Origin of the sequence: Leadbetterella byssophila DSM 17132, assembly GCF_000166395.1 — a bacterium.
In the GTDB taxonomy this organism is placed as follows: domain Bacteria; phylum Bacteroidota; class Bacteroidia; order Cytophagales; family Spirosomataceae; genus Leadbetterella; species Leadbetterella byssophila.
The window spans coordinates 2451787-2477177 of record NC_014655.1; the positions used below are offsets into that span (position 1 = coordinate 2451787).

Sequence of the window (25391 nt, forward strand, 5' to 3'; positions counted from 1 at the left end):
TACCCTAAAAAAATTTCAACTTTTTTTTCGGAAGTACCAGGCAAGGCCTGCTTGAGCTCCCCAAGTATGCTTATCCGGCTCCAAAGTAAATGAAGGACCAGCCATAATTTGAAGTGGAAAATGAGCGGGGTAAGTTAACATAAATTGAAACCTATGATAACTTGGATCCTCCTCTTTTACAGACATGTAATGAACATATTCCAATAATGAGGTGACTTGCTTTCCAATGGTCAACTCTCTACCTAATCCCACTCCAGGCCAGATATGCTCAGTCTTCCATTCCTTTCCTAGTGTGAGTATAGTGTATAATTTCTTATTACCGGTTTTTAAGGAAGCATTCCAAACTAAAAACTCCGAAGTTCCCAGAGAGAAATTAGCATTTCCATTCCCTATAAGATTAAGGAGGCCAATACTATATCCACTTGAACGCTTGGCTCGGTTTACCATCCCTATCTGTACCCCTCGCAGCTCCTTGGTTTGGTTATAAAAACCTGCAACCTGCACCCCCTCTAAGGAATTGCTTACAATATTCATAAATCCAGCCATCTGAAGTCCAGCAAAGTCAGTTGAATGATTGAAAAAACCAGCAGCTTGAAATCCTTTGAGATCATTAGCTTTATTGAATAAGCCGGATAACTGAGCACCTTTGCCTGAACTTTGATTACCTATACCTGCGGCTTGCACACCCTTGATTCCTCCGTGCACATAGTTATACGCTCCGCTGAACTGCCCCCCTTTCATCTCCCCTTCTACGAGATTGAATAGGCCTGCAGCCTGAACATACCTCACATCTCCTCTAGTGATATTAAATGCCCCGGAAAGCTCTACACCTTCTGTGCCGGAGGTGTATCCACCCGTAGTATTCAAAGACACTTTATTGATGGACTTGGTAGCCATTCTTCCCTGTGTACCCACACCAGGGAACAGGGACAGTTGGTAAGGCGTATTGACAAAGAAATGAGTAATGTTTCTGCTGTGAATTCTCAGCTTCTTAGACACAAACCATCTGCTTAAGAAGCTCCGTTCTATAGGATTATGCTGTATTCGTACCTCTTGTAAAAGATAATCCTTTGCCTGTAACCGAATATTTTCAGGATGGGAATTTGTAACCAAAATACTAGTATCCTTGTAACCCAATCTGCTAAAAGTTAGAGTAAAAGGTAAAATCTTTTCCTTCACCTTTAAACGATAAAGCCCTGACTCGTCTGTCAGGGTAACTAGGAGTAAATCTTTGGAATATACTGAAACGAAATCAACCGGCCCCGTATCATCTAGTACTTGGCCGGTTACATTTATATATTTCTCATAATTTGTGGGCAATATGACCAAATGTTCCCCGCTCTCTTTAAACTGAAACCGTTCCTGGAACAATGTATGCAGCACACTTCTAAGGGTTTGCTGATTTGCACGTACACTCACTATACTATCGAGCTTCAGCAATTTGGAATCGTATGAAAAATAGAAGCCGCCCTGTTTCTCCAATTCGGTAAGTACTGTTCTTAGGGGTTCCCGCTCTGCCTGTAAGCTGACTTTCCGATCTACATATTTCTGAGCGAATAATGTACCTGATAAAAGTATACCTAAAAAGGTGACTAGCCAATTCTTCATTTGATTACAAAGTACTCATCCCTATCCTCCACTCTTATAGATAAGGTTTTACTGATGATTTCCAAAATGTTTTCCAAAGACTGATCTTTAAACACCGTATTAATCCGTCTTTTTGCTACAGAGGAATTTTCTATACGGATTTCTCTTCCGTAGATCTCTTTTAATTTTTCTACCAATTCCTCTATCGTGGTCTCCCTGCATACCAAGGTCCCGGTTCTAAAATATTGGTGGAACTCATTCCTAGCCTTTGTCTTCTGCAAGGTTCCGGTAGTAAAAACGGCAGTCTCCCCTTTTTCTAGGAGCACATATTCCTCCTTCCACTGCACTCGAACTTTACCCGTTTCCACCACTACTTCTGTTTTCTGCTCATCCGTTTTTACATTAAAGGAAGTTCCTAGTACTGTTACCACTACCTCATTAGCCTGAATAACGAAGGGTTTATTAGGGTCAGGAGCCACTTCAAAGAAGGCTTCTCCTTTAAGATTTACGGCCCTTTTCTTCCCAAAATTATGGTTATAACTTATACTGGATAGTTTATTGAGAGTAATAACAGATCCGTCACTCAAGGTTTCTGTTTTCACTTCTGTTCCTGTCTCTAATGTATAAATTTCCTCCTTTTGATTTAGGAACCAAAAGGTTATTCCCCCTACTAGGATAAGAGAGGCCGCCACCCAAAACCATCTTCTATAAAGCTTCATAGGAGCGGGTTTCACCCTGCTTTGGAACCTGTTCCAAGCCTCATCAACCGAAACCTGGGAACGCGGTGTAGCAGCCCAGATCTTTTTCAATTCCAGGAAGTACCTACGATTCTCCTCAGAGTCTGAAATCCATGCTTCTGCTAACTGCATTTCTTCAGGAGTAGCTTCACCTACTAGTACCTTTGCTAATATCTCATCTCTATTCTCCATCACATTAAAATATAAAGCACCAGTGCCAAGAAATCCACCAGTTTGATTCTCAATAATCTCAAAGCCTTGCCCATTTCATTCTCCACGGTTTTAGGAGGCAATAGTAGCCGTTCAGCAATTTCACTGTATTTTAACTCTTCAAATCTGCTCAATTGAAAGATAGTTCTGCATCTTTCAGGTAATTCGTTCAGAGCTTTAATGAGTTGGCTTTGTAATTCCTTCGCTTCTACATCTTCGCTAACGGTATTTGGATGTTCTGCCCTTTCCATAGCATAATCTTGATAGGTTTGTCGGACCTTGAGGTGTTTTAAATGATTTAGACAGTCATTATGCACAGCCCTGTACAGATAAGAACTGAGAGAGCCCTCCACTTCTAAGGCTCTGTTTTTTTCCCATAATCTTACGAAAAGGTTTTGCACTACTTCCTCAGCCATTTCACCATCCTTCAGAATAGAGGTGGCATAGGCAAATAATCCTTTATAGTGGGTTTTAAATACAGTCTCGAATGCTTTTTCCATACTTGGCGTAAAAGTAAGGCATCTTTTGAACTCTGCCTCTATTATAATGACAACTAAAGAGCCATTTACCCTAAATATTTACTAATTTTATTTTCGGATAAAAACATATACACCATGAAAAAGATACTTTTATTTCTCGCCATGTCAGGAACGGCAGCTTATTCTCAAAACATACAATTACAGTGGAGTACAGACTCTACCTTATTAACTCCTGAGAGTGTATTGGCTACTTCAAAGGTTTTGTATGTAAGCCAAGTGGATGGCGCCGGATGGGATGCTGATGGCAAAGGGGGAATAGCCCTCGTAGACCATCAAGGGAAAATCCTCAACAGAGATTGGGTTACTGGACTACATGCACCGAAAGGAATGGCTATAATTGGGAATATCCTTTATGTAGCTGACCTAAAAGACCTCGTATCTATAGAGCTTTCTACTGGAAAAGTACTTAAAAGATTAAATATAGAAGAAGCCAAAGGATTGAATGATGTTAGTGCTGATCCTTCGGGGACTTTGTATATCTCAGATACTGCAGGAGGAAAGATTTGGAAAGTAAAAAATGACAAAGCAGAGGTTCTATTAGAGAACATGAAAGACGCCAATGGAGTAAAATGGCATAAAAACGTTCTCTATATCACTGCCAATAATGCTTTCTTAGCTTACAATCCCTCTACAAAAGATGTAAAAAAAATCTGTGAATTAGAAAAAGGGGGGGACGGAATAGAACCGTATAAAGATGGCTTCTTTGTTACCTCCTGGTTAGGTTATTTATACCACGTAGATAAGAACGGAAAGCGAGTAACTTTACGAGAAACTCATCAAACGAATAAATTCAAAACTGCTGATATAGGCCTATTGAAGGACATTCTTTATATACCTACCTTCTTTGGGAATACTGTTGAAGCTTGGAAAATAAAATAAGACCGGGAATAACCCCGGTCTTTTCTTTTATTGTAATCTTGCCCAGGTGCCTTCACTCACCCAGTTTCTGCCTGTCTCTACAGCTCCTTTGAATTGACCTCCGGTAAAGTAAGCATCCAGAGTTGAAGGATTAACGGCACCTTCAGTACTGGTTCCTATATACCCGTTCATGTACGATGGCTTGCTACCAGCTCCTACAGTTACTGCATTCTTGAAAAAGACACTTTGAACCAAAGAAGACAGAGAAGATTTAAAGGGATTAGGACCAAATAGGTCACTATTCGCAAAGATTAACTTATCCTTCAATGCATTATCCACGGTAATGTCATGCTGAATATCTACTCCGTGGTTAAATCCGTAAACCACGAAGTTATACATCTTGCCACCTGTACCCGCTCGTAATTTTAATCCAATGGTCTTGCCCTTGTCAGCATCTGTAGCAGCGTCCGGATTATCGTTTGTTTTTGCCTCAGTGGAGCCAACCAGAGTGATATTCGATAAGAGCGGAGAAGATAAAGGGCTAAGTGCATTATTATCTCCATTATTATCCGCTTCAATCCCTCTATCTGCTACGTCGTTACCCTGTATTCCTACCCAGTATTGGCCTTTACCTGACCAACCGTACGTCCAGTCAAAAAGATCATCCTGAGCACCCACCACCACGGCGTATTTTAGGTTCACTGTTCCTCCGAAAAACTCAATACCGTCATCTGCGCCTTTATATACGGCCAAGTATTCCAAGGTTGTTCCGTTCCCCACTCCTTCAAACGTGAATCCGTTATGTTCCTTAGAAGCATCCTGCTTCTTACCTGTATATTCTACTCTAACATATTTTAAAGTACCGGAATTATCATTCGGTTCATTTCCTCCATAAACCACTCCGGAACCCATCTCAGAAGGGGCTGTTCCTCCTTGTGGATTAATTGGAGCTTTACCGCAAAGGATGATTCCGCCCCAGTCTTGAGGTGCCGGCGTAGCAGCGTTTGATGTAAATACTATTGGCGCATTCGCTGTGCCTACTGCATGGATTTTAGAACCCGGCTCCACTAAAAGATAGGCCGTATTCGCAAAGTCTGTCTTGCTATTCGTAATAGCCTTTACTGTCACTCCTTCCTCTATGGTTAAGGTGGCTCCATTTGTTACATGGACTCCCCCGCGAAGGGTGTAAGTGTTTCCTTTTTTAAGCAGTGTATTCTTGGAGATGTCCCCTGAAATTTCCGTGCCGTTTGGTAGTTCTCCTTCCTTTGTGATGTCCTCTCCCTTTCCGGAATCTTTATCGCATGAGAAGTTCCAGGCCGCTAATAGGGCTAAGGCTAAAAATCTTAGTTGTTTCATAAAAGTTTTGTTTAAAATGAATATGTTAAACTGGTATTTACAGTAATTCCTCTTTGTATGTTCATGTATTCCACAGGACCGGTCTCAAATTCTTGTTGGTACTTCACTTGTGGATTTAGCAGATTGTTCACACCTACTTTTAAGGCCCAATTTGCGGTAAACGTATGGTTATAATTCAGATTCAGAGTTGGCACAGGCATCTCATAAATGTCTCCGGTCCCTTGTGCTCCTGCTATGAATAGTCGCTTACCAAAGACATTAAAATTGACCGCCAGACTAGCCTTAAAGGGTAACTTATAAATCACATCTGTATTAACCAGGTATGGAGATGCTCCAAATAGGGGTCTTTTAAAGTGGGTTGGATAGAATGGAACACCTTTATCTGAAAGTTTTTCCTTATCAAATTTGACTTGAGAGTACAAATAGGACACATTCAAGCCTAAGGTTATGGCATCCCAGGTCTTTCCTTGCCACACATTTCCCAAGTTCTTTTGGAACTCTAACTCTGCTCCTGCTACCAAAGCATGATCAGAATTCACAAATGAAAACATGGGTTCTGAACCGTTCAGTCTTACTAATTCAATGGGATCTACCAGTTGCTTACCGAATAAAGAGATGCCAATGAGCTCTCCCAGATGAGGAAATACATCATACCGCAAGTCAAGATTGTAATTCGATCCATTTCTTAATTGAGGGTTACCTTGGCGTTGTGCTGTTCCGGCGGATTCGTTGTAGCGGAAAGGAGCTGCTTCAGTAAATAATGGCCGAGAAATGGTTTTACTAGCGGCTACTAGGAAATGAGACTTCTCGGTGAATTGATATTTCAGTGTTAGGCTAGGCAAAAGGTCATTGCCTTCTATACTGGCATTTCTATAGGGTGCCTCAATAATGTCCCGGTCTAATTTATAATCCGTACTCTGCAAAGAACTTTCGAAACGGAGACCAGCCAGAAGTTGCCATTTATCAAGCCATTCCAACTTATAACTCACATATGGAGCATAAATCTCCATACTTGATCTGTACTTGTTCTGTTCATTTGGGACTTCTTTATATCTCCAGGATGTAGCAGACCCCACTCCTAGGGTCTTGGGAGATAAGATCTCGTCTAATTCATCCAGACTAAATAATTCACGGATGTTTTTGACATCAGCGTCTATTTGTCGTGCATCAAACTTTCTGTTTTTATATCTAACATCAAAACCGAAGTTAATCTCTCCTTTACTCGTATTCCAAAGAGCGTTCAAATGAGAGGCCATATCATGATCATTTAGGTCAGCAAAGAAGCGATTGACGTCAGTGATACCGTTGGGCGAGAATTGAAATTGAGGTCTTTCTCCTCCTCTACTTTCTACCATGATCTGAGTTCTATCAGGAATGCTACCTTTGGTAAAGGTATAACCCCAAGCTCCGGAAAGTGTCCATCTTTGATTCAGTTTATGATTCAGGCTATACTGTACGGTGTTTAAGGTATTTTGTACCAAAGTATTTCTTCTTCCATAGACAGGTCCCAAATCCCAGTTTTCACCGTAATTGTCCTGAATGCCGTCGCGAGAATCATTGACCATCAAACCGGTCAAAGACATACTGGTTTTAGAACTTCCCTTTAAATATACACTGAGTAAAAGAGAGGTATTGGTCTTATAGAAATAGTCTTCTGTGGTGTAATCGTAAATGGCATCTTTCTGAGCATTAAACCAGGCAGATTTTCCAGGTTGATAAACGTATTCGTTTCCGTGATTTAAACTAAGAAGATAGCCCAGGACTTTGCTGTTTTTAAGATGATATCTATTACCTGAAGCAAAAGTCAAACCTGTATTGAGTGGAGCCGTATAGGCCGAAGGGCTAAAGGGGGTTTTAAATCCGGGATCCTGATTATCCTCGTAGTAGGAATCGTAAGCTTTACTATTCTTCACCAGATCAGGGATAGCTCTATTTGATCTGGAAAATCCCAAATAATCCAGACCGGCCCGTGGTTTTCCTAGAAAGGTTTTCCCCGTGGACAAGGAATTATAACCCGCAGAGAGGGAGAGTTGAGAGAAAGCTTTATCGGGATAGTCTTTCGTGACGATGTCTATTGACCCTCCAGAGAAATCCCCGTATGAGCCGGGATGGTAAGACTTTAACACTTCAATATTCTTCACTATAGCCGTGGGAAAAATGTCTAAAGGGATAAGTTTTACGTCCGGATTTGTGGAGGGAATGGGTAAACCATTCAGGGTAGCATTATTGTATCTGTCGCCAAGCCCTCGAATAAAAAGAGACTTATCTCCCATGATACTCACCCCTGCCACCTTTTTCAGACCTTCGTTTACATTTCCTATTCCTTTAAGACTCATCTCCTCTGCTCCCATCTTTTGGAGAACCACAGAGCTGAGTTTTCTGTCCTGCAGTAGCGCATCTGTGGAAGTTTTGTCCGTTCTACCTTGTACTATGACCTCTTTCAGCAGGGCCTGATTCTCTTCTAATTTTATTTCAATAACCTTCTTTTCTCCGGATTTGAGTTCGATTTGGGAGATCAGCAATGGCTGATACCCTACGTAAGTTAGTTGCAATTGATAAATCCCTGCGGGCAGATTAGAAAAGGTAAAATTCCCTTCCATATCTGTCAGGGAGCCCATAGCTAGAGGTTCAAGTTTGACGCTAACTCCTATGAGAGCGTCCCCGCTAGTGGCGTCTTTGACTATCCCCTGAATAACTTGCCCTTTCAGACCTAGATGAATGCAGGAGAAAAGAATGCAGCAAATAACACTTCTATACATTTTGGAACTTCATATTTGCTGCAAAGCTAGAGACCTGGTATTACCTCAATTTTGTTCTAATGTTTTGAAATTGTTAAATAAAAATCGGGACTTTCGTCCCGATTTAAAAGCGAATCTTAGCTGCAATAGGCAAATGATCAGAAGGATATCTTTGATCTTTATGGTCAGTGAGGGAAGCGTACTTCAGTACCTCCATGGTTCCACTTACAAAAATATAATCTATTCTATTCTTTAAAGGTGCATCTAATTTGAAGCTATTAGCAGTCCCTACGGGACCGTAAGGAGGGGCTATAGAAGAAGTGTATGCGTCCTTTAAAAGTCCTGATATGGCTTTTATTTGATCTGTTTCAGGAAGAGAATTGAAATCTCCCGTTAAAATCACCGGAAATTTCCCAGCTATCTCTTGGATTTTGCTGATCATCAGTTGCCCTGACTCCCTCCTTGCCACAATACCTTGATGATCAAAATGCACATTAAAAAAGTAGAAAGTCTTCTTTGTTTTTAGGTCCTTGAATTTCCCCCAAGAGGCTATACGATTACAGCAAGTGGCATCCCACCCTTTACCGGGTTTATCCGGATCTTCGCTCAACCAGAAATCTCCGGAATCAAGTAATTTGAATCTTTTTTTTCGGTAAAAGATAGCCGAATGTTCACCGGCTTGCTTCCCATCATCCCTACCAGATCCGGTAAATGCATATTCTTTCAGTTCGGAGATATCGTTTAACTGATGGATAAATCCTTCCTGTGTTCCAAAAATATCAAACTCGTGATATTTGATCAACTCCTTGACCATCTCTTTTCGATTCGGCCAGGCGTTTGGTCCATCCTTTGGTGTATCCATCCTTAAATTATAAGAAGCTACGATCAGCTCCTTCTGTGCCAATAAAGGCGCAGAAAGGAGAAGTAAAACGAATAGGATCTTGTTCATTACCAACCCGGATTTTGTTGTAAATTTTGATTCTTAACTATAGCGGAAGCAGGAATAGGATATAAGTACTGTCTACCATCAGGGTACCATGTACGTTTCTGAGCTCTAAACCATTCTAAATGATTATCATTGGTTAAGGTTTGGAAATTATTTGCTGAACCTCCCAATGCTACACGTGCTACCCCTGTAGGAACTGTTGGGGCTGTGGTTCCACCTGTGTAAAAGACTACATCCTGCTTACCATCTTGATCTAGATCCAAGATTTCATTCAATGCAGGAACATAGATCCCTGTCCAGGGCAGTTCCGCCATTAATTCTCCCCTTCTCCATCTCCTCAAGTCATTAAACCTAAAACCTTCTAATGCCAATTCCACTTGACGCTCGCGTCTAACTTCCAGAATTATTGGATCATTTATGCCAGGAAAGAAGGTATTCTGCAAGTAAGGATCCACCTTTGTAGGAAGAGCATCCAGTCCGCCGGTGATTCCTGATCGAGCTCGTAAGGCTCCTATAGTCCTAGACCAGTCTGCGGTAGATAAAGTTCCTAATTCAGCTTTAGCTTCAGCGTAATTAAGCAAAACCTCGGCATATCTTATGAGCGGCAGGTTATTAGTATTTAAGCCACTATTATCGTATAAAGTGGGATCCAAAGTATACTTGATGGGCTGATAACCGGTATAGGTATAACTCGCAAAATTTGGAGGTGTATTTACTCCATCTCTTTTATAGCCCGGAGTGCGAATCAACTGCGCCAAGCGATAGTCTCTGTTCTGAGTTTCTTCAAAAAAGGTCTCCGATTGAAATTTTGCCCTGCCTGTATAAGGAGTACCGTCTAAATTCAGAATGGTATTTATAAAGGGACGAACCAAACTATATCTAGGACCATAGGTGGCAGAAGTCCACCACCAGTTAGCATCTCCCAAAATGGCTAAATCTTTACTTAGAGCAACGGCCAAAATCACTTCGGTGGTGATAGGAGCATCACTAATAAAAAGAGCCCTTTGTGAGGAACTTACTCCCTGCGCTGTATTTAAACGGTGAGGTCCTTTGTCCATCAATTCCAAAGCAGCGTCTGCAGCAGACTGTAAGTACTTGTTAGCGGTCCCTTGGAGATTTAATTGAGCATGGTACTTGCGGTAGGTTCCTTCAAAAAGTGCCACTCTGGATTTGAATGCTAAGGCAGCCCATTTCGTTACAGTTGTACCGTCAGAGCTGTTAGTTGTCATATTTTGGTACGCAAAATCCAAATCTTCCAATATCTTATCGATGATAATGGTTCTGGAATCCCTCTTGGCGAATAATACGTCTTCCTCATCCACTCCAATGGGCTTATCTATCCAAGGCACATCGCCAAAAGTGGTCAACTTATCATAATAAAAATATGCCCTAAAAAAGCGAGCCAATCCATTATAGTGGTTTCTCACTGATTCTGGTACAGCGGGGTCATTATTCTTAACGATAAAGTGATTGATGTTCCTCAAAGCAGACCAAGACCATCCGCTGGAGGTCTCAGCCGAGTATGCCCCATCTTGTAAGAAGCTATTCAAACTGTTGACAGCGCCATAATCTGCCATCGCATCTAAACGGTAAGCCGTGGTTCCCGAAGGCAAATTATTATAGAAAGAGTAGGCATAAGTTTTCAATCCACTCTCTGTACCAAAGATATCCTTTTCACTGGCAGAGGCTTTTGGAAACTCTTCCAATTCGCAGGAGCTCAAACTGCAAAAAACTAGTAAACTGTATATTAACTTTTTCATCTTTCTCTTAGAAATTAACCAGAATATTTAAACTATAAGTACGAAGGGTAGGATAGTTAAACCCATCCCCATGCCCTGAATTGATATCGGGATCAGATGCTCCGATGTTCGCTATATCAATATCCTTGGTCCGTTTGTACAGAGGCGACCAAGTAAAAAGGTTTTCTCCCGACAATGCCAAACGAATGTTCTTTGCCTTGATCTTAGATGTGATTTGATGAGGCAAATTGTAGCCAACCTGCAGATTTTTCAATCGGAAATACGCTGCATTCTGCAGATACCTAGTCTGAGGAGTCTGTTTCAAATGTGTATTATATCCTGCGTACCTAGGCAAATAAGCATCTCTACGGTCTTCTGTCCAATAATTGTTCAAATGCCATTCAGGAAGCTTATTATAAGGTCTGTTATATTGTCCCCAGAATATGGATTCATTAGACGGGTACCAATCCTGCTTTCCTACCCCCTGGAAGAAGAAAGATAGGAAGAAATTGTTCCAATCAGCGCCCCCTTGGAAACTATAAATGTAACGCGGATCTCTGTTTCCTATAATCTTGCGGTCTCCGGAATTGTAGATGGTATTATCTCCGTAATCTATCACCCCATCTCCGTTCAAATCGGTGAATCGGATATCTCCGGGATAGTATTTACCTGAGTTAGAAGATTTGATGAGAATCTGAGAGGGAGCATTATCTATTTCTTCTTGACTTTGGAATAATCCCTGAGTGACATATCCCCAAATCTCACCTATACGCATACCTTTATAATAGTCGCTTAAGGCTCCGGTTTGATTATTGTATCGATCTATGGTAGTGATATAATCTGCTAGAGTAGCTTTAAGGTTATAATTAAGTCTTTTTGAACCGATATTAGCATGATTATTATACCCTAAAGAGACTTCAAATCCTCTGGTGGTCAGGTCGGCATAGTTCCCTTTAGGAGAGCTCGCTCCAAAAACATCTGGAAGAGTCTGGCCCACGGTGTACATGTCTAGTGTCTTTCTCACATAAACATCTGCTGTCAATGTTACACGATTATTAAACGCGGCCAAGTCCAAACCGAAATTAGAAGTCTGAGCCGTTTCCCAAGTTAAATTATCCGGAATTACGCCAGGTACTGATGTAGAAGGATTCCGGATACCATCCAGTACCCTTCCAGAGGTACTTATACCGTATAGGTCCATGAAAGCGTACGGACTTATGTTTCCGTTTCCTAAAGACCCAAATGAGTAACGTATTTTTAAATCATTGATGGTTTTGATCTTCCAAAAGTCCTCACCGGAGATTCTCCATCCGGCTGAGATTGAAGGGAAAAAGCCCCATTGTGAATTTCCTGGAAATTTGGAAGATCCATCATACCTGCCGTTTAACTCTAATAGATACTTATCTGCGAAGATATAATTAGCACGGGCAAAGACGCCTGCAAGTCTGTATTTATTATATCCGGCAGTTGCAGTTACCGCAGAACCTAATGCAAGATTGATGTTTTCGGTATTCTCAGTCAGCAAGCCATTTTTGGAGATATTAGTGGAATTGTAGGTTTGTTGTTCATAATTATATCCTATCAAACCTTTGAAATAATGCTTAGTAGCGAAAGTATTTTCATATTCACCATATAGGTTACCAAAAAGATATTTGGTATTTTGTTTAGCATTAGTAATGAGATCATTTCTTGAGGTTTTCAGGTAGGTAATAACCCCTTCCCGAGTACTGTAAGGTACCGGCAGCAAGATAGTAGTAACCTCATGGTCGCGATTTCTAAAGGTAAAATCTCCTTTAATTCGAAAAGTATTGTTGAAGAAATTTGCTTCAAAGGCCGTGGTATTCCTCAGATTATTTGTCAGAGCATCTGCACCGTTCTTTCCATAGATAAAATCTCCGATGGTATAGGCTGCAGGAAAGGAAAGTGTTCCATCAGGATTAAAGATAGGTGCAGAAGTATGGCCTTCATCTGCGATGTTCCTGAAGATATTTCCTCCTTCTCCGGCGGTCATGGGATTGTGGTATTGGATAGATGAGAAGTCCATGTTATTGGTAATTCTCAACCAGGAAGTGACATTCACTCCTCCTTTAGCTCGCAAACTGTAGTTGTTATAGGTGTCTGAATTGTATCTATATATACCGTCATAACCGTAGTACCGTCCCGACAGGTAGAAGTCAGATTTCTCTGTATTGCCACTAAATGACAAATTTTGATCTCTGGCATACGTGGAATTTCGGATAAGGGCGGAATAATAGTCCTCATTACCGTAATAGATGTAGTTGCCGTTAGCGTCTGTTGTAACAGGTTCATTGATCCCTGCTTCCTTCCTACGCTTAAACTCTTCTAACCAAGCCAAGGAAAAGTTTTGTGTTTTGTTCAAGCGGGCAGGGATAGAGGAGTAATTATTCCAGGCATTGTAGGCCTCGTAAAACCTTTCTGCGAAGACGTATCCGTCTTTGACAAATTGAGGAGAAGATGCTTGTTCTTGAATGGAGAAGTTTCCTGAATAAGATACGCTAGTCTGCCCCTTTTTAGCGTTTTTAGTAGTAATCAAAACCACTCCATAAGTACCCCGAGAACCATATACGGCAGCTGAAGAAGCGTCTTTTAGAACAGATACAGATTCTATGTCATTAGGGTTCAAAGTGGAGGGGTCTCCCTCCACCCCATCAATGATGATCAATGCAGATCCTCCCTGGCCTATTGAAGTGGTACCGCGGATATTAAATGATGGAGATCTTGTGGGCTTTCCGTCAGCTAAATTGATATTAAGATTAGGCACGGCACCCATTAACATTTGGGAGACATTGGGCATCACACGCCCTTCAAAAACTTCCCCTCCTACTTGGTCTACAGCCCCCGTGAGGTTTACTTTCTTTTGCGTCCCATACCCCACCACTACTACTTCACTCAGCAGCTCGTTATTAGAGGACAAGCTTACATTAATGATAGAGCGGTTACCTACCGTTTCTTCCTTTGTATTGACGCCCACTAATGAAAAAACAAGAACCTCCTCACTTCCACCCACAACAATAGAATAAGATCCAGAGGCGTCCGTTTGAGAAACAGTAGATTTGCCTTTTACTCTAACTATTACACCGGGTAGATTTGAGCCATCTGACTCATCGGTGACTTTTCCTGTTACCGTGCGGCCTTGACCCAAGACCGTCTGACCCATACTTAGTATACTCCAAATGAGTATTAAGGAGAGTTTTGATTTCATATTTTAATAATGATTAAGATGGATGTACCTCTAATACAATTTCGACCGCAAAACTAGAGTAAGAAGATTACTCATATGTTTAGAAACTGTAACCAGATCGTAAAGCAAACGTAATAAAATGAAAGTGTACTAATTCAATAAAAAACATAAAATAATCTTTTTTAAGTTGTTTCACCCTCCGAATTACAGTGCTTTCACCCCCATCAAATAGGCATTTTAGCGGTATTCTAAGTTATTTAAGGCCTACCAAGGCCAAGGGAGATAGAAATAAAGTAGGGAAAAGAAATGAAAGGATTTTAAACCACTAATTATCAGTATTTAGCAATACTTTCTTAACTTTTATTTGTGATAGTATTTTTCTGAGTTGAGTATATGCCGAGATGCGTCAATAAAACCAGACAAAAAAAGCCCCGGGGATTACCCGGGGCTCTATATTTAGCTAAGTTAAAAGCTTATGAGTTAGCTTTCTTGATAACTTCGTCAGCTATGTTTTGAGGAACAAAATCATAATGAGAGAAGGTCAAGTTAGCCGTTGCTCTACCAGAAGTGATAGTTCTTAGGTCAGTTACATAACCGAACATTTCAGAAAGAGGAACGTCAGCTTTGATTACTTGAGAACCGGCTTTAGTATCCATACCTTTCATCATACCTCTTCTACGGTTCAAGTCACCTGTGATAGGACCAGTATATTCATCAGGAGTGATTACTTCAAGAGCCATGATAGGTTCAAGTAATTTCGCACCTGCTAATTTACCAGCTTCTTTGAAACCTATACGAGCGGCCATCTCGAATGAGAAGGCATCAGAGTCAACGTCGTGGAAGGAACCGTGGAACAATCTTACTTTGAAGGAATCCACAGGGAAACCAGCAAGAGGACCGTTCTTCATAGCTTCTTCGAATCCTTTTTGGATAGATGGGATAAATTCTCTTGGAATCACACCACCCACGATGTTATTCACGAACTGAAGACCTGGTTTAACTTCGTTAGTTCCTTCTTCAGGATCACGTGGACCGAATTCGAAAACGATATCGGCAAATTTACCTTTACCACCCGTTTGTTTTTTGTAAACTTCACGGTGTTCGATAGTCTTAGTGAAGGTCTCTTTGTAAGCTACCTGAGGAGCACCTTGGTTAACTTCTACTTTGAATTCACGACGCATACGGTCGATGATGATCTCAAGGTGAAGCTCTCCCATACCTCTCATGATCGTTTGACCAGTAGCCTCATCTGTATGAACCACTAACGTAGGATCCTCTTCAACTAATTTAGCAATAGCTTTAGAGAAGTTATCCTGATCCGCAGTTTTCTTAGGTTCGATAGCGTATCCGATTACCGGCTCAGGGAATTCCATGGATTCCATCACGATAGGATACTTCTCATCAGAAAGGGTATCTCCCGTTTTGATATCTTTGAAACCTACTACCGCACCGATATCACCAGCATGTAGCTGTTCAATCTGGTTCTGCTTGTTAGCATGCATCTGGAAGATACGAGAGATACGCTCTTTGTTTCCTGAACGGTTGTTCAAGATGTATGAACCTGAGTTCAACATACCTGAATAAGAACGTACGAAACATAGACGACCTACGAATGGGTCAGTAGCGATCTTAAACGCCAAAGCTACGAATGGAGCTTCAGGATCTGGAATTACTTTAACCTCTTCGTCTGTCTTAGGGTTCACCCCTTTGATGTTCGTTCTATCCACAGGAGAAGGCAATAAAGCCATCACCATATCAAGCATAGCCTGAACACCTTTGTTTTTGAAAGAAGATCCACACATCATAGGAACGATCTTCATATCGATAACTGCAGCTCTTAATGCGGCAAGGATTTCATCTTCAGAGATAGAGTTTGGATCTTCGAAGTATTTCTCCATCAAAGTCTCATCGTATTCAGCAACTGCTTCAAGAAGTTTCTCTCTCCACTCAGCTACTTCGTCTACCATGTCCTCAGGAATTGGAACTACTTCATAAGTCATACCTTTATCAGACTCGTTCCAAACGATACCACGGTTGTTGATCAAGTCAACCACACCTTTGAAGTTCTCTTCAGAACCTATAGGTAACTGTAAAGGCACCGCGTAAGAACCTAACATCTCTTTTACTTGGTTCACTACATTCAAGAAGTCAGCACCTGAACGGTCCATTTTGTTAACGAAACCGATACGTGCTACGTTATAGTTGTTAGCAAGACGCCAGTTGGTTTCCGACTGAGGCTCCACGCCGTCAACGGCTGAGAATAAGAACACTAGACCATCTAAAACCCTCAATGAACGGTTCACCTCCACAGTGAAGTCCACGTGACCTGGAGTATCGATGATGTTAATGTGATACTGTTCTCCTCTATATTGCCAGTTAACAGTTACCGCAGCTGAGGTGATAGTGATACCTCTTTCTTGCTCCTGCTCCATCCAGTCAGTAGTAGCTCCACCTTCGTGAGTCTCACCAATTTTGTGGTTAACTCCAGAGTAGTAAAGGATACGCTCAGTAGTTGTGGTCTTACCGGCATCAATGTGAGCCGCAATACCAATGTTTCTTGTTAGTCTTAAATCGCGAGCCATTTAAATTAATATTAATGTTTTAGGAGAAGATTTCTCCGTTATTTTTCGATAGAAACTTTTGACACTCTCTTTCGGGCTGCAAAATTAGATAAAAAATCTTTTTTTGTAAAGAAAATCCTTATTTATAGTTTATTAAAATTCTGTAATAGAATTTCTTACTATCCGAAAATCGTATCTAGGTGGCTTAAGGCAAACCTTTTGAGATTACTTTTTTTTCTTTTTCACCAAAGGTTTTCTTGCATTTTTAGCCTTTTTCTCATGGAATGCGCCCTGGAAAGTAGGATCTAATTTCTTCCTTTGAGTATCTATAGCCTTTAACATCTCTTGATTTTCTTCAAAAGAGGTCTCCTCGATCTTCACTTTTTCAGGGATAGGTAGTTCAGGGATGGGATTTCTAATCAACTTTTCTATCCTTTCAATATGAAACTCTTCATGTTTTAGCACAAAGGTCAAGGCTATCCCTTCTGATTTGGCCCTACCGGTTCTTCCTATCCGGTGCACATAGTCTTCATAAACCAATGGCACGTCAAAGTTAATCACATGACTGACCCCACTGACATCAATGCCTCTGGCAGCCACATCCGTAGACACCAACACCTGGATTTCCCCACTCTTGAAGTCGTTAATGGCATTGATTCGGGTGTTTTGCCCCTTATTTGCATGTAAGACGCGAATCTTTCCGGAGCCTATTACCTTTCTCTCTAAGAACTTATACACATTATCTGCTACGGCCTTCGTTCTACAGAAGATAATGGCTCTTGGGATTTCTGTATTCTCAAACAAATACCCCAATAGATTAATCTTCGTTTTAAAATTTGGCAGTCTATAGATATGCTGCTCCACGGTCGAAGCAGCCGTAGCGGAGGGAGTTACCTCTATTTTATAAGGAGCTTCCAAAAACTCTTCGGATAGCCTTTCTACCCTAGGCTGAAAGGTAGCAGAGAAAAGTAGATTCTTTCTCTTCCTTGGAATAACCTCTAAAATTTGTCGGATCTGTGGCATGAAGCCCATATCCATCATTTTATCCGCCTCATCCAGGATCAGGTATTGCAGACTCTTCACCGGGATCTCGCCCATTCGGTACAAATCCATAAACCTTCCCGGAGTAGCGATGATAATATCCACTCCTTTTTTCAGGTTCTCCATCTGAGTCTTTGGCCCCAGTCCTCCATACAAAGCCACCATTCTGAGATCCGTGTATTTAGCCAGCCCAACTGCCGCCTCGTGAATCTGCATGACCAACTCTCTGGTAGGAGCCAAAACTAAAGCCCTCATGTTCTGTCCCTGAGCATATTTCACCTTCATGAGTACCGGTAATAGATAGGCTGCGGTTTTACCCGTACCCGTCTGCGCTATACCTAGCACATCATGCCCTGCCTGTATGATAGGAATGGCTTTTTCTTGTATCTCTGTAGGCTCTGTGTACCCCAATTCCTCCACAGCCATAATCAGCTGTTTATTGAGGTCCAGATCTTTAAAAGTCTTATTCATGGCACAAAGTTAGGGCGAAAATGTGCTAAATTTTGATAATACCGTTAAAAAACGGTATCCCATTTAGTGTTTATACTAGAAATTATACAAGCTTCATAATTTACCTTTGCTCCAAAGGTTTATGCCCTACTCTTTTTATTTAATATTGAACCGTACAAATTGTATATAGGGTTAATTGGTTTTGTCGTCTATTAAATCCCACCTTCTTCACCGGGATGAACGTTGGAGAAACTCTCTCCAATGTTCCTTCCTCGGGTTAATCCCAAAGTGTGCCGTTTAACCCTAGTACAATACCCAGCCATATAAACATCATAAAAATAAACCCTCCTAAGAGAAGTGCCCAAAATTTCCTTCTCCATGCCACTAAATATGCAAGACCCGCTCCACAGGCACTGATCAGCGGTGTCACTACTAATGGCTTCACTCGCCAATACGCACCCCATTCCAGATTTCCAGCATCCATTACAAACAGACTGATAACAACCACTCCGATAAGATAACCGGAAAATATGGCCTCCTTACTGCTCAAACTTTTTGTTACTTTCATATTCTTAAAAGTACTTTGTTTTTCAAAGTAAAATAAACAAACTTTTGAAAGCTGTCCAAATTATTGGCTAGATTTAATGATTTGCTCTAAGGCATTTAAATGATTCTTGAATGAATTAGTACCCAGCAATGTACACTTATAGCGAGTATTAGGCTTCCTGTCTACAAAAGTTTTGTGCACTTCTATATAACCTGCCTTTTCTAGTGCCTTAAGATTAGATGCAAGATTCCCATCCGTAACATCAAGAAGCTCTTTTAAAGAATTGTAGTCATAGGCTTCGTTGACCACCAATACACTCATGATCTGCAGGCGGATCCTGTTCTCTAGCAGTTTGTCGTATAAACTTAAATCTACCTTCACCCCCCGTATGTAGATTTAATGATAAAACCATACCCTATATGAAGCAGACCAAACCCCAAACCAAAGAAGACTACTCCATACTCCGGTACCCAGAAGGATACCATGCCAAGTAGGAGAAAAAGTATTCCTACCGACTGCAGCTCCTTAAAGGTATAAGTACTTGCGGCATACAATCCCAGCCCGTAGAAGATCAGGAACATGGGTACAACCAAGCCGTACAAATCCAAAGACATAAAGCTTATCACCAGAAACCCTCCTACTAACAAGGGTACTGCCAGTGCCTTTATCATGGCTTTACTGCTAGCACTCCATAAGGATTGTTTCACCGCCATGGCCCTCTTCTTAGCCCATAAGTATCCTGCAGTAACACTCAGTATGAGCAATAAAACGACTTCCGCAGCACCATCTGCCGAATCCACCTTTAAACCCCAGCGGTAGGCCCTATACACACTGAATAGCAAAGCTAATACTCCTACCCATATCCCAGACTCCCCACTGAGAGCATGAAACCGAGTAGATCTCTCCATGATAGATCTAATATCTTTTAGTACATCCTGTTCACCCATACCAAAGTACTTTATGAACCAAAGTTAGATCAAATTATAGGACAAAAAAAAGGTAGGTGACCTAAAAGATCAACTACCCCAAGAAGTAACGTAGTAAAAATTGTGGGATTTAGTAGCAATTCAACCTTATACTATTATTCATTCTGTGTTAGGACTTTTTTACTAAGTACAATTTGTTGTTCCGGTATGAATTCAATAATAGCTTTATCCGTTGGAGATACAGTATAAAAGGGATTGGTCACGCTCAAATGGGTACCGGGATATCTTCTGTCCATGGTAAATCCATTTCTAAATACATCAAACTTCCTATGACCTTCCCATGCCAATTCTAGCTTGCGTTCTGCCATCACTACATCAAGAGCTGTTTTATCGCCTAGTTTTTCTACAGTCCAAAGGCCTGCATCCGGAATCCCAGCTCTTTTTCTAATTACATTCACATCCTCTAAAGCTGCTAGCGCATTACCTAACTTGGCATTAGCCTCTGCTCTGATCAAGTACATCTCTGCAAGTCTGGAGATGGGAGGCGACCAAAGGTGCGCCTGCCCCTCCTGACCTGAACATTTGGTGATGAAGTACTTAAGGAATCCGTTACGGTTTTCTAATTTGTAGTCCATGAGCGCCGTTCTTTCCTTACCATTAATAGTAATAAAATACTGATACGCCCCTGCCCCATTAGACTTACGGGTCAACAACTTGCTTGCCCCATTCTCCGTATAACGGTAATCGTCCCCCTCTTTCGTAACCACTACACTAGCATACTTGTAGTCGTCCGTAACATAATAAGCATTCAATTCCGTACTGTTATTTAACACTTTAGGAACTATGAATTTCGCCCTTACGTCTTCAGGGTATTTCCTCACTTCTTCCAGGTAAGACCTGGAAGCATACATTTCTCCCCATCCACTTCCGTCTATAGAAGCATATAAGGAGCCGATGGTGTACCATCCGTTATCCGGATAGTCTACATCTTTCACGAATCGAATCGCAAAGATGTTTTCGGGATTACTTTCAGGTGCTCCCGTTGCAATTTGTGTGTAGTTAGCGGTACTCAGCAGTGAAAATTCTCCAGAGTTGATCACCTTATTCGCATATTCCAGCGCTTTCTGATCCCTACCGGTATAGATATAAAGTCGAGCCAAAAGAGCTTGGGCTGCATATACACTTCCATATACATTGCCCTTATATTGATTAAATAATCCTTCCGCCTTCAGCAAATCCGTTTCAATTTGATCATATACCTCCTTTACCGTATTTCTAGGCAATACCTCAAAAGGATCTGCACTTAGCTGTAACGGTACTGCCAGGTTTTGCGTAGGATTTTGACTATACGGCTTACCAAAAACATTGACCAAATAGAAATACATCAAACTCCTTAAGTATAGGTTTTCTGCAATAATCTGATCACTTTCTGCCCCCTCCCCTTCTTTTAATTGTGCCAAAAGGGCATTCGTCCCAGCAATGATCTTATAACTATTGGACCAATAGTTATTCACCCTGGAATTCGTCACTAATCTTTGGTAGGTATAACTATAAAACAAATTATCCGTAGTAGTACCACTTAGTGCCACATTATCTCCAGGATACTCCGTAACCCTGTGCCAGTTTTCTACCCAAGATTTTAAGGTATGATAGTTCCCCAGGTTCAATACCCCTAAAGCTCCGGGGGTATTCTTAATGGATTCATTCGTCAAGGAATCATATGGAGTTCTGTCCAAGGAACAAGATCCTGCTAAAACTCCAACGGTCAGTATAGTTAATATTTGCTTCTTCATGGTGGATTAAAAGGATACGTTTAGACCAAATGTGATACGTTTTGGAGATGGATACTGTGAAGTAGCATCACCGTACAATGCCGCTTCCGGATCTATCCCTGAGAATGGAGTAGATATCCATAAATTATCTCCGGAAACATAGATACTGGCCGATTTCAATTTGGCCCTTTTCACTAAATCCGAAGCCAATTCATAACTCAATGTCACATTCCTCAATCTCAAGAAAGAAGCATCTTCCAAATAGCGCGAGGACGTCTTGTTTGAATTGTTTGTATTTGAGTACGAAGCAAGGGGGTGCGTAGCCTGCTTATTATCCGTTGACCACCTGGACCAGCCCTCTTTGAATACCATCTGATTATAACTTGGATAAGCACCATCAGAATCAAATAACTCCCGTGCACTGTGATAAGCAAAAGCGCCTTTTAGATAGGCCATATTCACATTCAAGGACAATCCCTTGAAACCAATTCTCGTAAAGGCTCCTCCCTGGTATTTAGGAGATGAAGTTCCCACGTATTGTAGGGTAGCAGCATTATAATTTGAAGACAAAGTCACCTCTCCGGTCTCAGGATTTAAGATCTCCCACTGAGGTGCTCCATTCTCGGGATTCACTCCCGCCCATTTCCTCATATACCAAGAATCTATGTCTCTTCCCTCGGAATAGCGTTTATTGCCCGCCGGAATATCCACTCCATCTTTTAATGCCTCAATCCTGTTCTGATTATGAGCCCAGTTCAAACCCAATGTCCAGGACACCGGACTGTTCACGCCAAGCAGATCAGCATTAACAGCCACTTCAATCCCTTTATTCCTCACCGCACCTACATTTTCATAATAACCGCTCCAACCCGCAGTAGATGGAAAAGAGATATAAGTCAAGAGATCATCTGTGTTCTTATTGTATAGGTCCACAGTAAAATCTAGTCGGTTCACCAACCCAAACTCAATACCTAGGTTAGCATCTTTTGACTTCTCCCAACTGACCAATGGATTATTATACTGCCCTGGAATAGCGGCCGGCATGCCATTATATTGTCCATTTAAGGAATACAAGGAGTAAGACGAGTAATAACCTGTAGGTACGTTACCTACTTCACCATAGGATAATCTCAACTTCAAATGATCCATTGCTTTCCAATTAAAGAAAGTCTCATTATGCACATTCCAGGCTGCACTTAAGGCATAAAAACTTCCATATCTCTTATCCGCACCGAACCTTGAGCTTCCATCCAGACGATAAGATGCCTGAACATTGTATCTGTCAGCAAAGCCATAATTGACTTGAAGCATACCCGACTGGAACGCGTAGTCGTTCTTTGTACCACCCATCCCTTGGAAGTCTGCGGCATTGCCTACAATCTCAGATCCCGGTGCTATGCCCTTTCCTGTAGCATTTACACTACTATAAACATAATCAGAATATTCATAACCAGCTAAGGCAGACACATTATGCTTGCCGAAGGAATTATTATACTTCAACATTTGGTTGAAAAAACGCACAATGCGCTTGTCAGCAAATTGATAGATGGAACCCACATTGGAAAGACCGGAATTGGACTGTGGGTCAGTATAGCTCATACTGGTATTAGTATAGTATGCCAAGTTATTCATGGACTCAAAAGTCAAGAAACTGGCAATCTTATAAGAGAAGTCTAAGTTAGTTTGAATATCAAAGACCTGACCTTTACCATAATTGAACTGCTGGTCATATAAATAATTACGATTATCTCTACCATACCAAGTAATTCCTCCTGCCTGGGGATTCAAGATCTTTCCATTTTCATCATATGGTTTATCCCAAGGCATGTTAAGATACATATCATACAAGGAATGTTGGCGACTGTCCGTAGTGGTATAGGTAGCATTAACCTTAGGCTTAAAAGTAAGTCTCTTGGTTAAGGCGTGTTCCAAATTCATCCTACCTGAAATCCTGTCATAAACGAAACCTTTAACTGATCCTTCTTCCTTGTAGTAGTTACCGCTGGCATAGAAAGTGGTCTTTTCTGTTTTGCCCACATATGAACCGCTATAATCACGGAATTGACCCGCTTGAGTACCGTTATCTAACCAGTTATAATCCGTCTTCAAGACCTCAGAAGTGATATTATTAGGGATAGCATTAGGATTCGAGAAACTTTGGTAATAATCCCACATTTGCTGAGAGTTCATAAGTTGGAAGTTGCCACGATTATAATGACTGGCTCCTGTATTCAGACTAACTGTAAAAGTTCCGTCTCCACTTGCTCTTTTGGTGGTGATCACAATGACACCATTTGCACCTCTTGAACCGTATAGGGTCGAAGCCGCAGCGTCTTTAAGCACCGTTACCGTTTCGATATCACTTGGATTGATATTCGGAGTTCCATGTGCAATTACCCCATCCACAACCCACAGCGGGCTTGAACTGGAAGAAATAGAACTTCTACCGCGAATTCGAATAGTAGCGTTATCTCCCGGCCTACCGCTTCCGCTCACCACATTTACTCCAGCCACCTTACCTTGGAGTAGATTAGAGACATTGGGAGATTTGACATCCTTCAAGGCTTTAGCATCCACTTTTACAATGGAGGCTGAGATTTCCTGTTGCCTCTGAGCGGAGTAACCTGTAACCACTAATTCATCCAGGTGACTGTCGTTATGCGCCAGGGTTAAATTCATAAAAGAATCTTTTGCATCCACCTCTATACTGTGGAAGCCCACGCTTGAGATTTTTAGTCGGGCACCTGACCTAGAAACTTGCAAACTGAATTCTCCTTCGGCATTGGTGATGGTAGCGTTTACTGTACCCAGCTCCACCACAGCAGCTCCTGCGATCGGCTCCCCTGTGGAGTCCGATAATCTCCCGCTAATGCTCGTCTTCTGGGCCATGGCCTGCCCCAAGAGCAGAAAGAAAAGAAGTGTAAAATTTAGTCTCATATTTTTTATTTAAGATGAACATACTTGTGGAGCTTCAAAATTAGAGTGTGGACCGCAGTCTAGGAGAGAGAAATTATTAGTGAAATACCCATAAGAATCCAAAAACACCTTGAAAAAGCCATAAAACCTTCCTATTTTGCAGTTGCAAACGTGTGCGCAAATTTTTCCACTAAACCATTAAAAGGGTCGACCATGGCAGAGAATGTAACGATAAAAACCATTGCTTCGCTACTGGGTATTTCACATTCCACTGTCTCCAGGGCTTTGCAGAATAACCCTAGAATAGGACTTCGAACTCGAGAGAGAGTTCAGGAGATGGCCAAGAACCTTAAATATGTAAGCAACTCAGGCGCGCAATTACTGAAAAACGTTACTACGCATTCTGTGGGTATAGTAGTACCTAATCTCCATGAAGAATACTTCAGCATGATGATCTCAGGCATAGAAGATGTTCTGGGACAAATGGGCTATCAAGCCATCATCTGCCAGTCCAGAGATGACATGCAAAGAGAAAAAAAGGCGGTAGAACATTTTCTTAGGGCAAGGGTTGAAGGCCTATTGGTTTCCCTCTCTGCTACTACGAATCAGTATGATCACTTCCAAAATTTGGGCAGTTATGGAATCCCCATAGTTTTCTGTGACAGAACGCCGAAAGGCTTTCCTTCTTTTAGAGTTCGCTCTGTAGTAGAGACCGGCATGAAGTCGGGTTTAGAATATTTGTTCCAAAAAGGCATAAGGAAAATAGCATTATTGAACGGGCCTTCCTATCTACTTTCTGCTGATGAACGTTTGAATACCTACCTACAAGGCATGCTCGAACTTAAGTTGGAAACCAGTCCTAAATATATTCGCACCACAGACCTGAGTAAGGAGGACACTTCCCATCAGATGCGAGAACTTTTGGCACTGGAGAACATACCGGAAGCCATCATAGCCTTCAATGACTATGTGGCTTTAGATGCCATAAAGGTTTGTCGGGAAGCAGGCTACAATATTCCTTTTCTAAGTTTCGGAAATTTACCTATAACAAATTATATGGAGCATGGCCCCATCGCTTCGGTAGAGCAGTTTCCGTACGAAATTGGTCAGAAAGCAGCAGAACTGTTGAGAAACGTATTGAACACTAAGGATCTAGAATACAAAGAAGAAGTAGTACATTCGGTACTGAAAATCCGCGAATAAGGATGCTCCTTTGCGTTTGCCCTCTCTAGAATTAGTAGCAAGCCGGAAGGTACAATTGTACTT

The 25391-nt window shown here is 41.4% G+C and carries 17 protein-coding genes; 2 read left to right on the plus strand and 15 right to left on the minus strand.

Annotated elements, in window-relative coordinates; translation table 11 throughout:
* Window positions 1–15 precede the first annotated feature (15 nt).
* The 3 genes from LBYS_RS11230 to LBYS_RS11240 are packed head-to-tail and all read right to left on the minus strand — an operon-like array spanning window position 16 to window position 3034.
* Window positions 16–1608, minus strand: a complete 1593-nt coding sequence (locus LBYS_RS11230; RefSeq protein ID WP_013408974.1) for a carboxypeptidase-like regulatory domain-containing protein — start codon at window positions 1606–1608, stop codon at window positions 16–18.
* The gene (locus tag LBYS_RS11235; protein ID WP_013408975.1) at window positions 1605–2516 is read right to left on the minus strand and encodes a FecR domain-containing protein; all 912 of its coding nucleotides are present in this window, start codon (window positions 2514–2516) and stop codon (window positions 1605–1607) included. The genes LBYS_RS11230 and LBYS_RS11235 overlap by 4 nt, the downstream gene beginning before the upstream one ends.
* Complete coding sequence (locus LBYS_RS11240; protein WP_013408976.1) at window positions 2516–3034, minus strand: RNA polymerase sigma-70 factor; 519 nt, start codon at window positions 3032–3034, stop codon at window positions 2516–2518. Before LBYS_RS11240 ends, LBYS_RS11235 begins: the two co-directional genes overlap by 1 nt.
* A 114-nt stretch (window positions 3035–3148) precedes the next feature.
* Between LBYS_RS11240 and LBYS_RS11245 the strand changes: the two genes are divergently transcribed.
* A complete protein-coding gene (locus tag LBYS_RS11245; RefSeq protein WP_013408977.1) occupies window positions 3149–3952 on the plus strand; it encodes an SMP-30/gluconolactonase/LRE family protein in 804 nt (267 codons plus the stop codon).
* Between the two features lie 27 nt (window positions 3953–3979).
* Here LBYS_RS11245 and LBYS_RS11250 read toward each other — a convergent pair whose 3' ends face one another.
* The 12 genes from LBYS_RS11250 to LBYS_RS11305 all read right to left on the minus strand — a co-directional run bounded on the left by LBYS_RS11250 (window position 3980) and on the right by LBYS_RS11305 (window position 24146).
* Window positions 3980–5287: a beta-helix domain-containing protein gene (locus LBYS_RS11250; RefSeq protein ID WP_013408978.1), complete on the minus strand. Its 1308-nt coding sequence runs from the start codon at window positions 5285–5287 to the stop codon at window positions 3980–3982.
* Window positions 5288–5298: 11 nt separating this feature from the next.
* Window positions 5299–8046: a TonB-dependent receptor gene (locus LBYS_RS11255; RefSeq protein WP_013408979.1), complete on the minus strand. Its 2748-nt coding sequence runs from the start codon at window positions 8044–8046 to the stop codon at window positions 5299–5301.
* A 103-nt stretch (window positions 8047–8149) separates the two neighbouring features.
* Complete coding sequence (locus tag LBYS_RS11260; protein ID WP_013408980.1) at window positions 8150–8974, minus strand: endonuclease/exonuclease/phosphatase family protein; 825 nt, start codon at window positions 8972–8974, stop codon at window positions 8150–8152.
* Window positions 8974–10731: a RagB/SusD family nutrient uptake outer membrane protein gene (locus LBYS_RS11265; protein ID WP_013408981.1), complete on the minus strand. Its 1758-nt coding sequence runs from the start codon at window positions 10729–10731 to the stop codon at window positions 8974–8976. Before LBYS_RS11265 ends, LBYS_RS11260 begins: the two co-directional genes overlap by 1 nt.
* 7 nt (window positions 10732–10738) lie before the next feature.
* Window positions 10739–13933, minus strand: a complete 3195-nt coding sequence (locus LBYS_RS11270; RefSeq protein WP_013408982.1) for a SusC/RagA family TonB-linked outer membrane protein — start codon at window positions 13931–13933, stop codon at window positions 10739–10741.
* Between the two features lie 452 nt (window positions 13934–14385).
* The gene (gene fusA, locus LBYS_RS11275) at window positions 14386–16494 is read right to left on the minus strand and encodes an elongation factor G (RefSeq protein WP_013408983.1); all 2109 of its coding nucleotides are present in this window, start codon (window positions 16492–16494) and stop codon (window positions 14386–14388) included.
* A gap of 204 nt (window positions 16495–16698) precedes the next feature.
* Window positions 16699–17985 (minus strand): DEAD/DEAH box helicase, encoded by a 1287-nt coding sequence (locus tag LBYS_RS11280; RefSeq protein WP_013408984.1) that lies wholly within the window; start codon window positions 17983–17985, stop codon window positions 16699–16701.
* A gap of 256 nt (window positions 17986–18241) precedes the next feature.
* Window positions 18242–18532 (minus strand): hypothetical protein, encoded by a 291-nt coding sequence (locus LBYS_RS11285; protein ID WP_013408985.1) that lies wholly within the window; start codon window positions 18530–18532, stop codon window positions 18242–18244.
* Between the two features lie 60 nt (window positions 18533–18592).
* On the minus strand, window positions 18593–18892 hold the full coding sequence (locus LBYS_RS11290; protein WP_013408986.1) for a winged helix-turn-helix domain-containing protein: 300 nt from the start codon (window positions 18890–18892) through the stop codon (window positions 18593–18595).
* Window positions 18889–19458: a hypothetical protein gene (locus LBYS_RS11295; protein ID WP_013408987.1), complete on the minus strand. Its 570-nt coding sequence runs from the start codon at window positions 19456–19458 to the stop codon at window positions 18889–18891. The genes LBYS_RS11290 and LBYS_RS11295 overlap by 4 nt, the downstream gene beginning before the upstream one ends.
* A gap of 134 nt (window positions 19459–19592) precedes the next feature.
* Window positions 19593–21230, minus strand: a complete 1638-nt coding sequence (locus LBYS_RS11300; protein ID WP_013408988.1) for a RagB/SusD family nutrient uptake outer membrane protein — start codon at window positions 21228–21230, stop codon at window positions 19593–19595.
* A gap of 6 nt (window positions 21231–21236) precedes the next feature.
* Entirely contained in the window at window positions 21237–24146 is a 2910-nt protein-coding gene (locus LBYS_RS11305) for a SusC/RagA family TonB-linked outer membrane protein (protein ID WP_013408989.1), read from the minus strand.
* Between the two features lie 192 nt (window positions 24147–24338).
* Between LBYS_RS11305 and LBYS_RS11310 the strand changes: the two genes are divergently transcribed.
* Window positions 24339–25328, plus strand: a complete 990-nt coding sequence (locus tag LBYS_RS11310; protein WP_013408990.1) for a LacI family DNA-binding transcriptional regulator — start codon at window positions 24339–24341, stop codon at window positions 25326–25328.
* Window positions 25329–25391 lie beyond the last annotated feature (63 nt).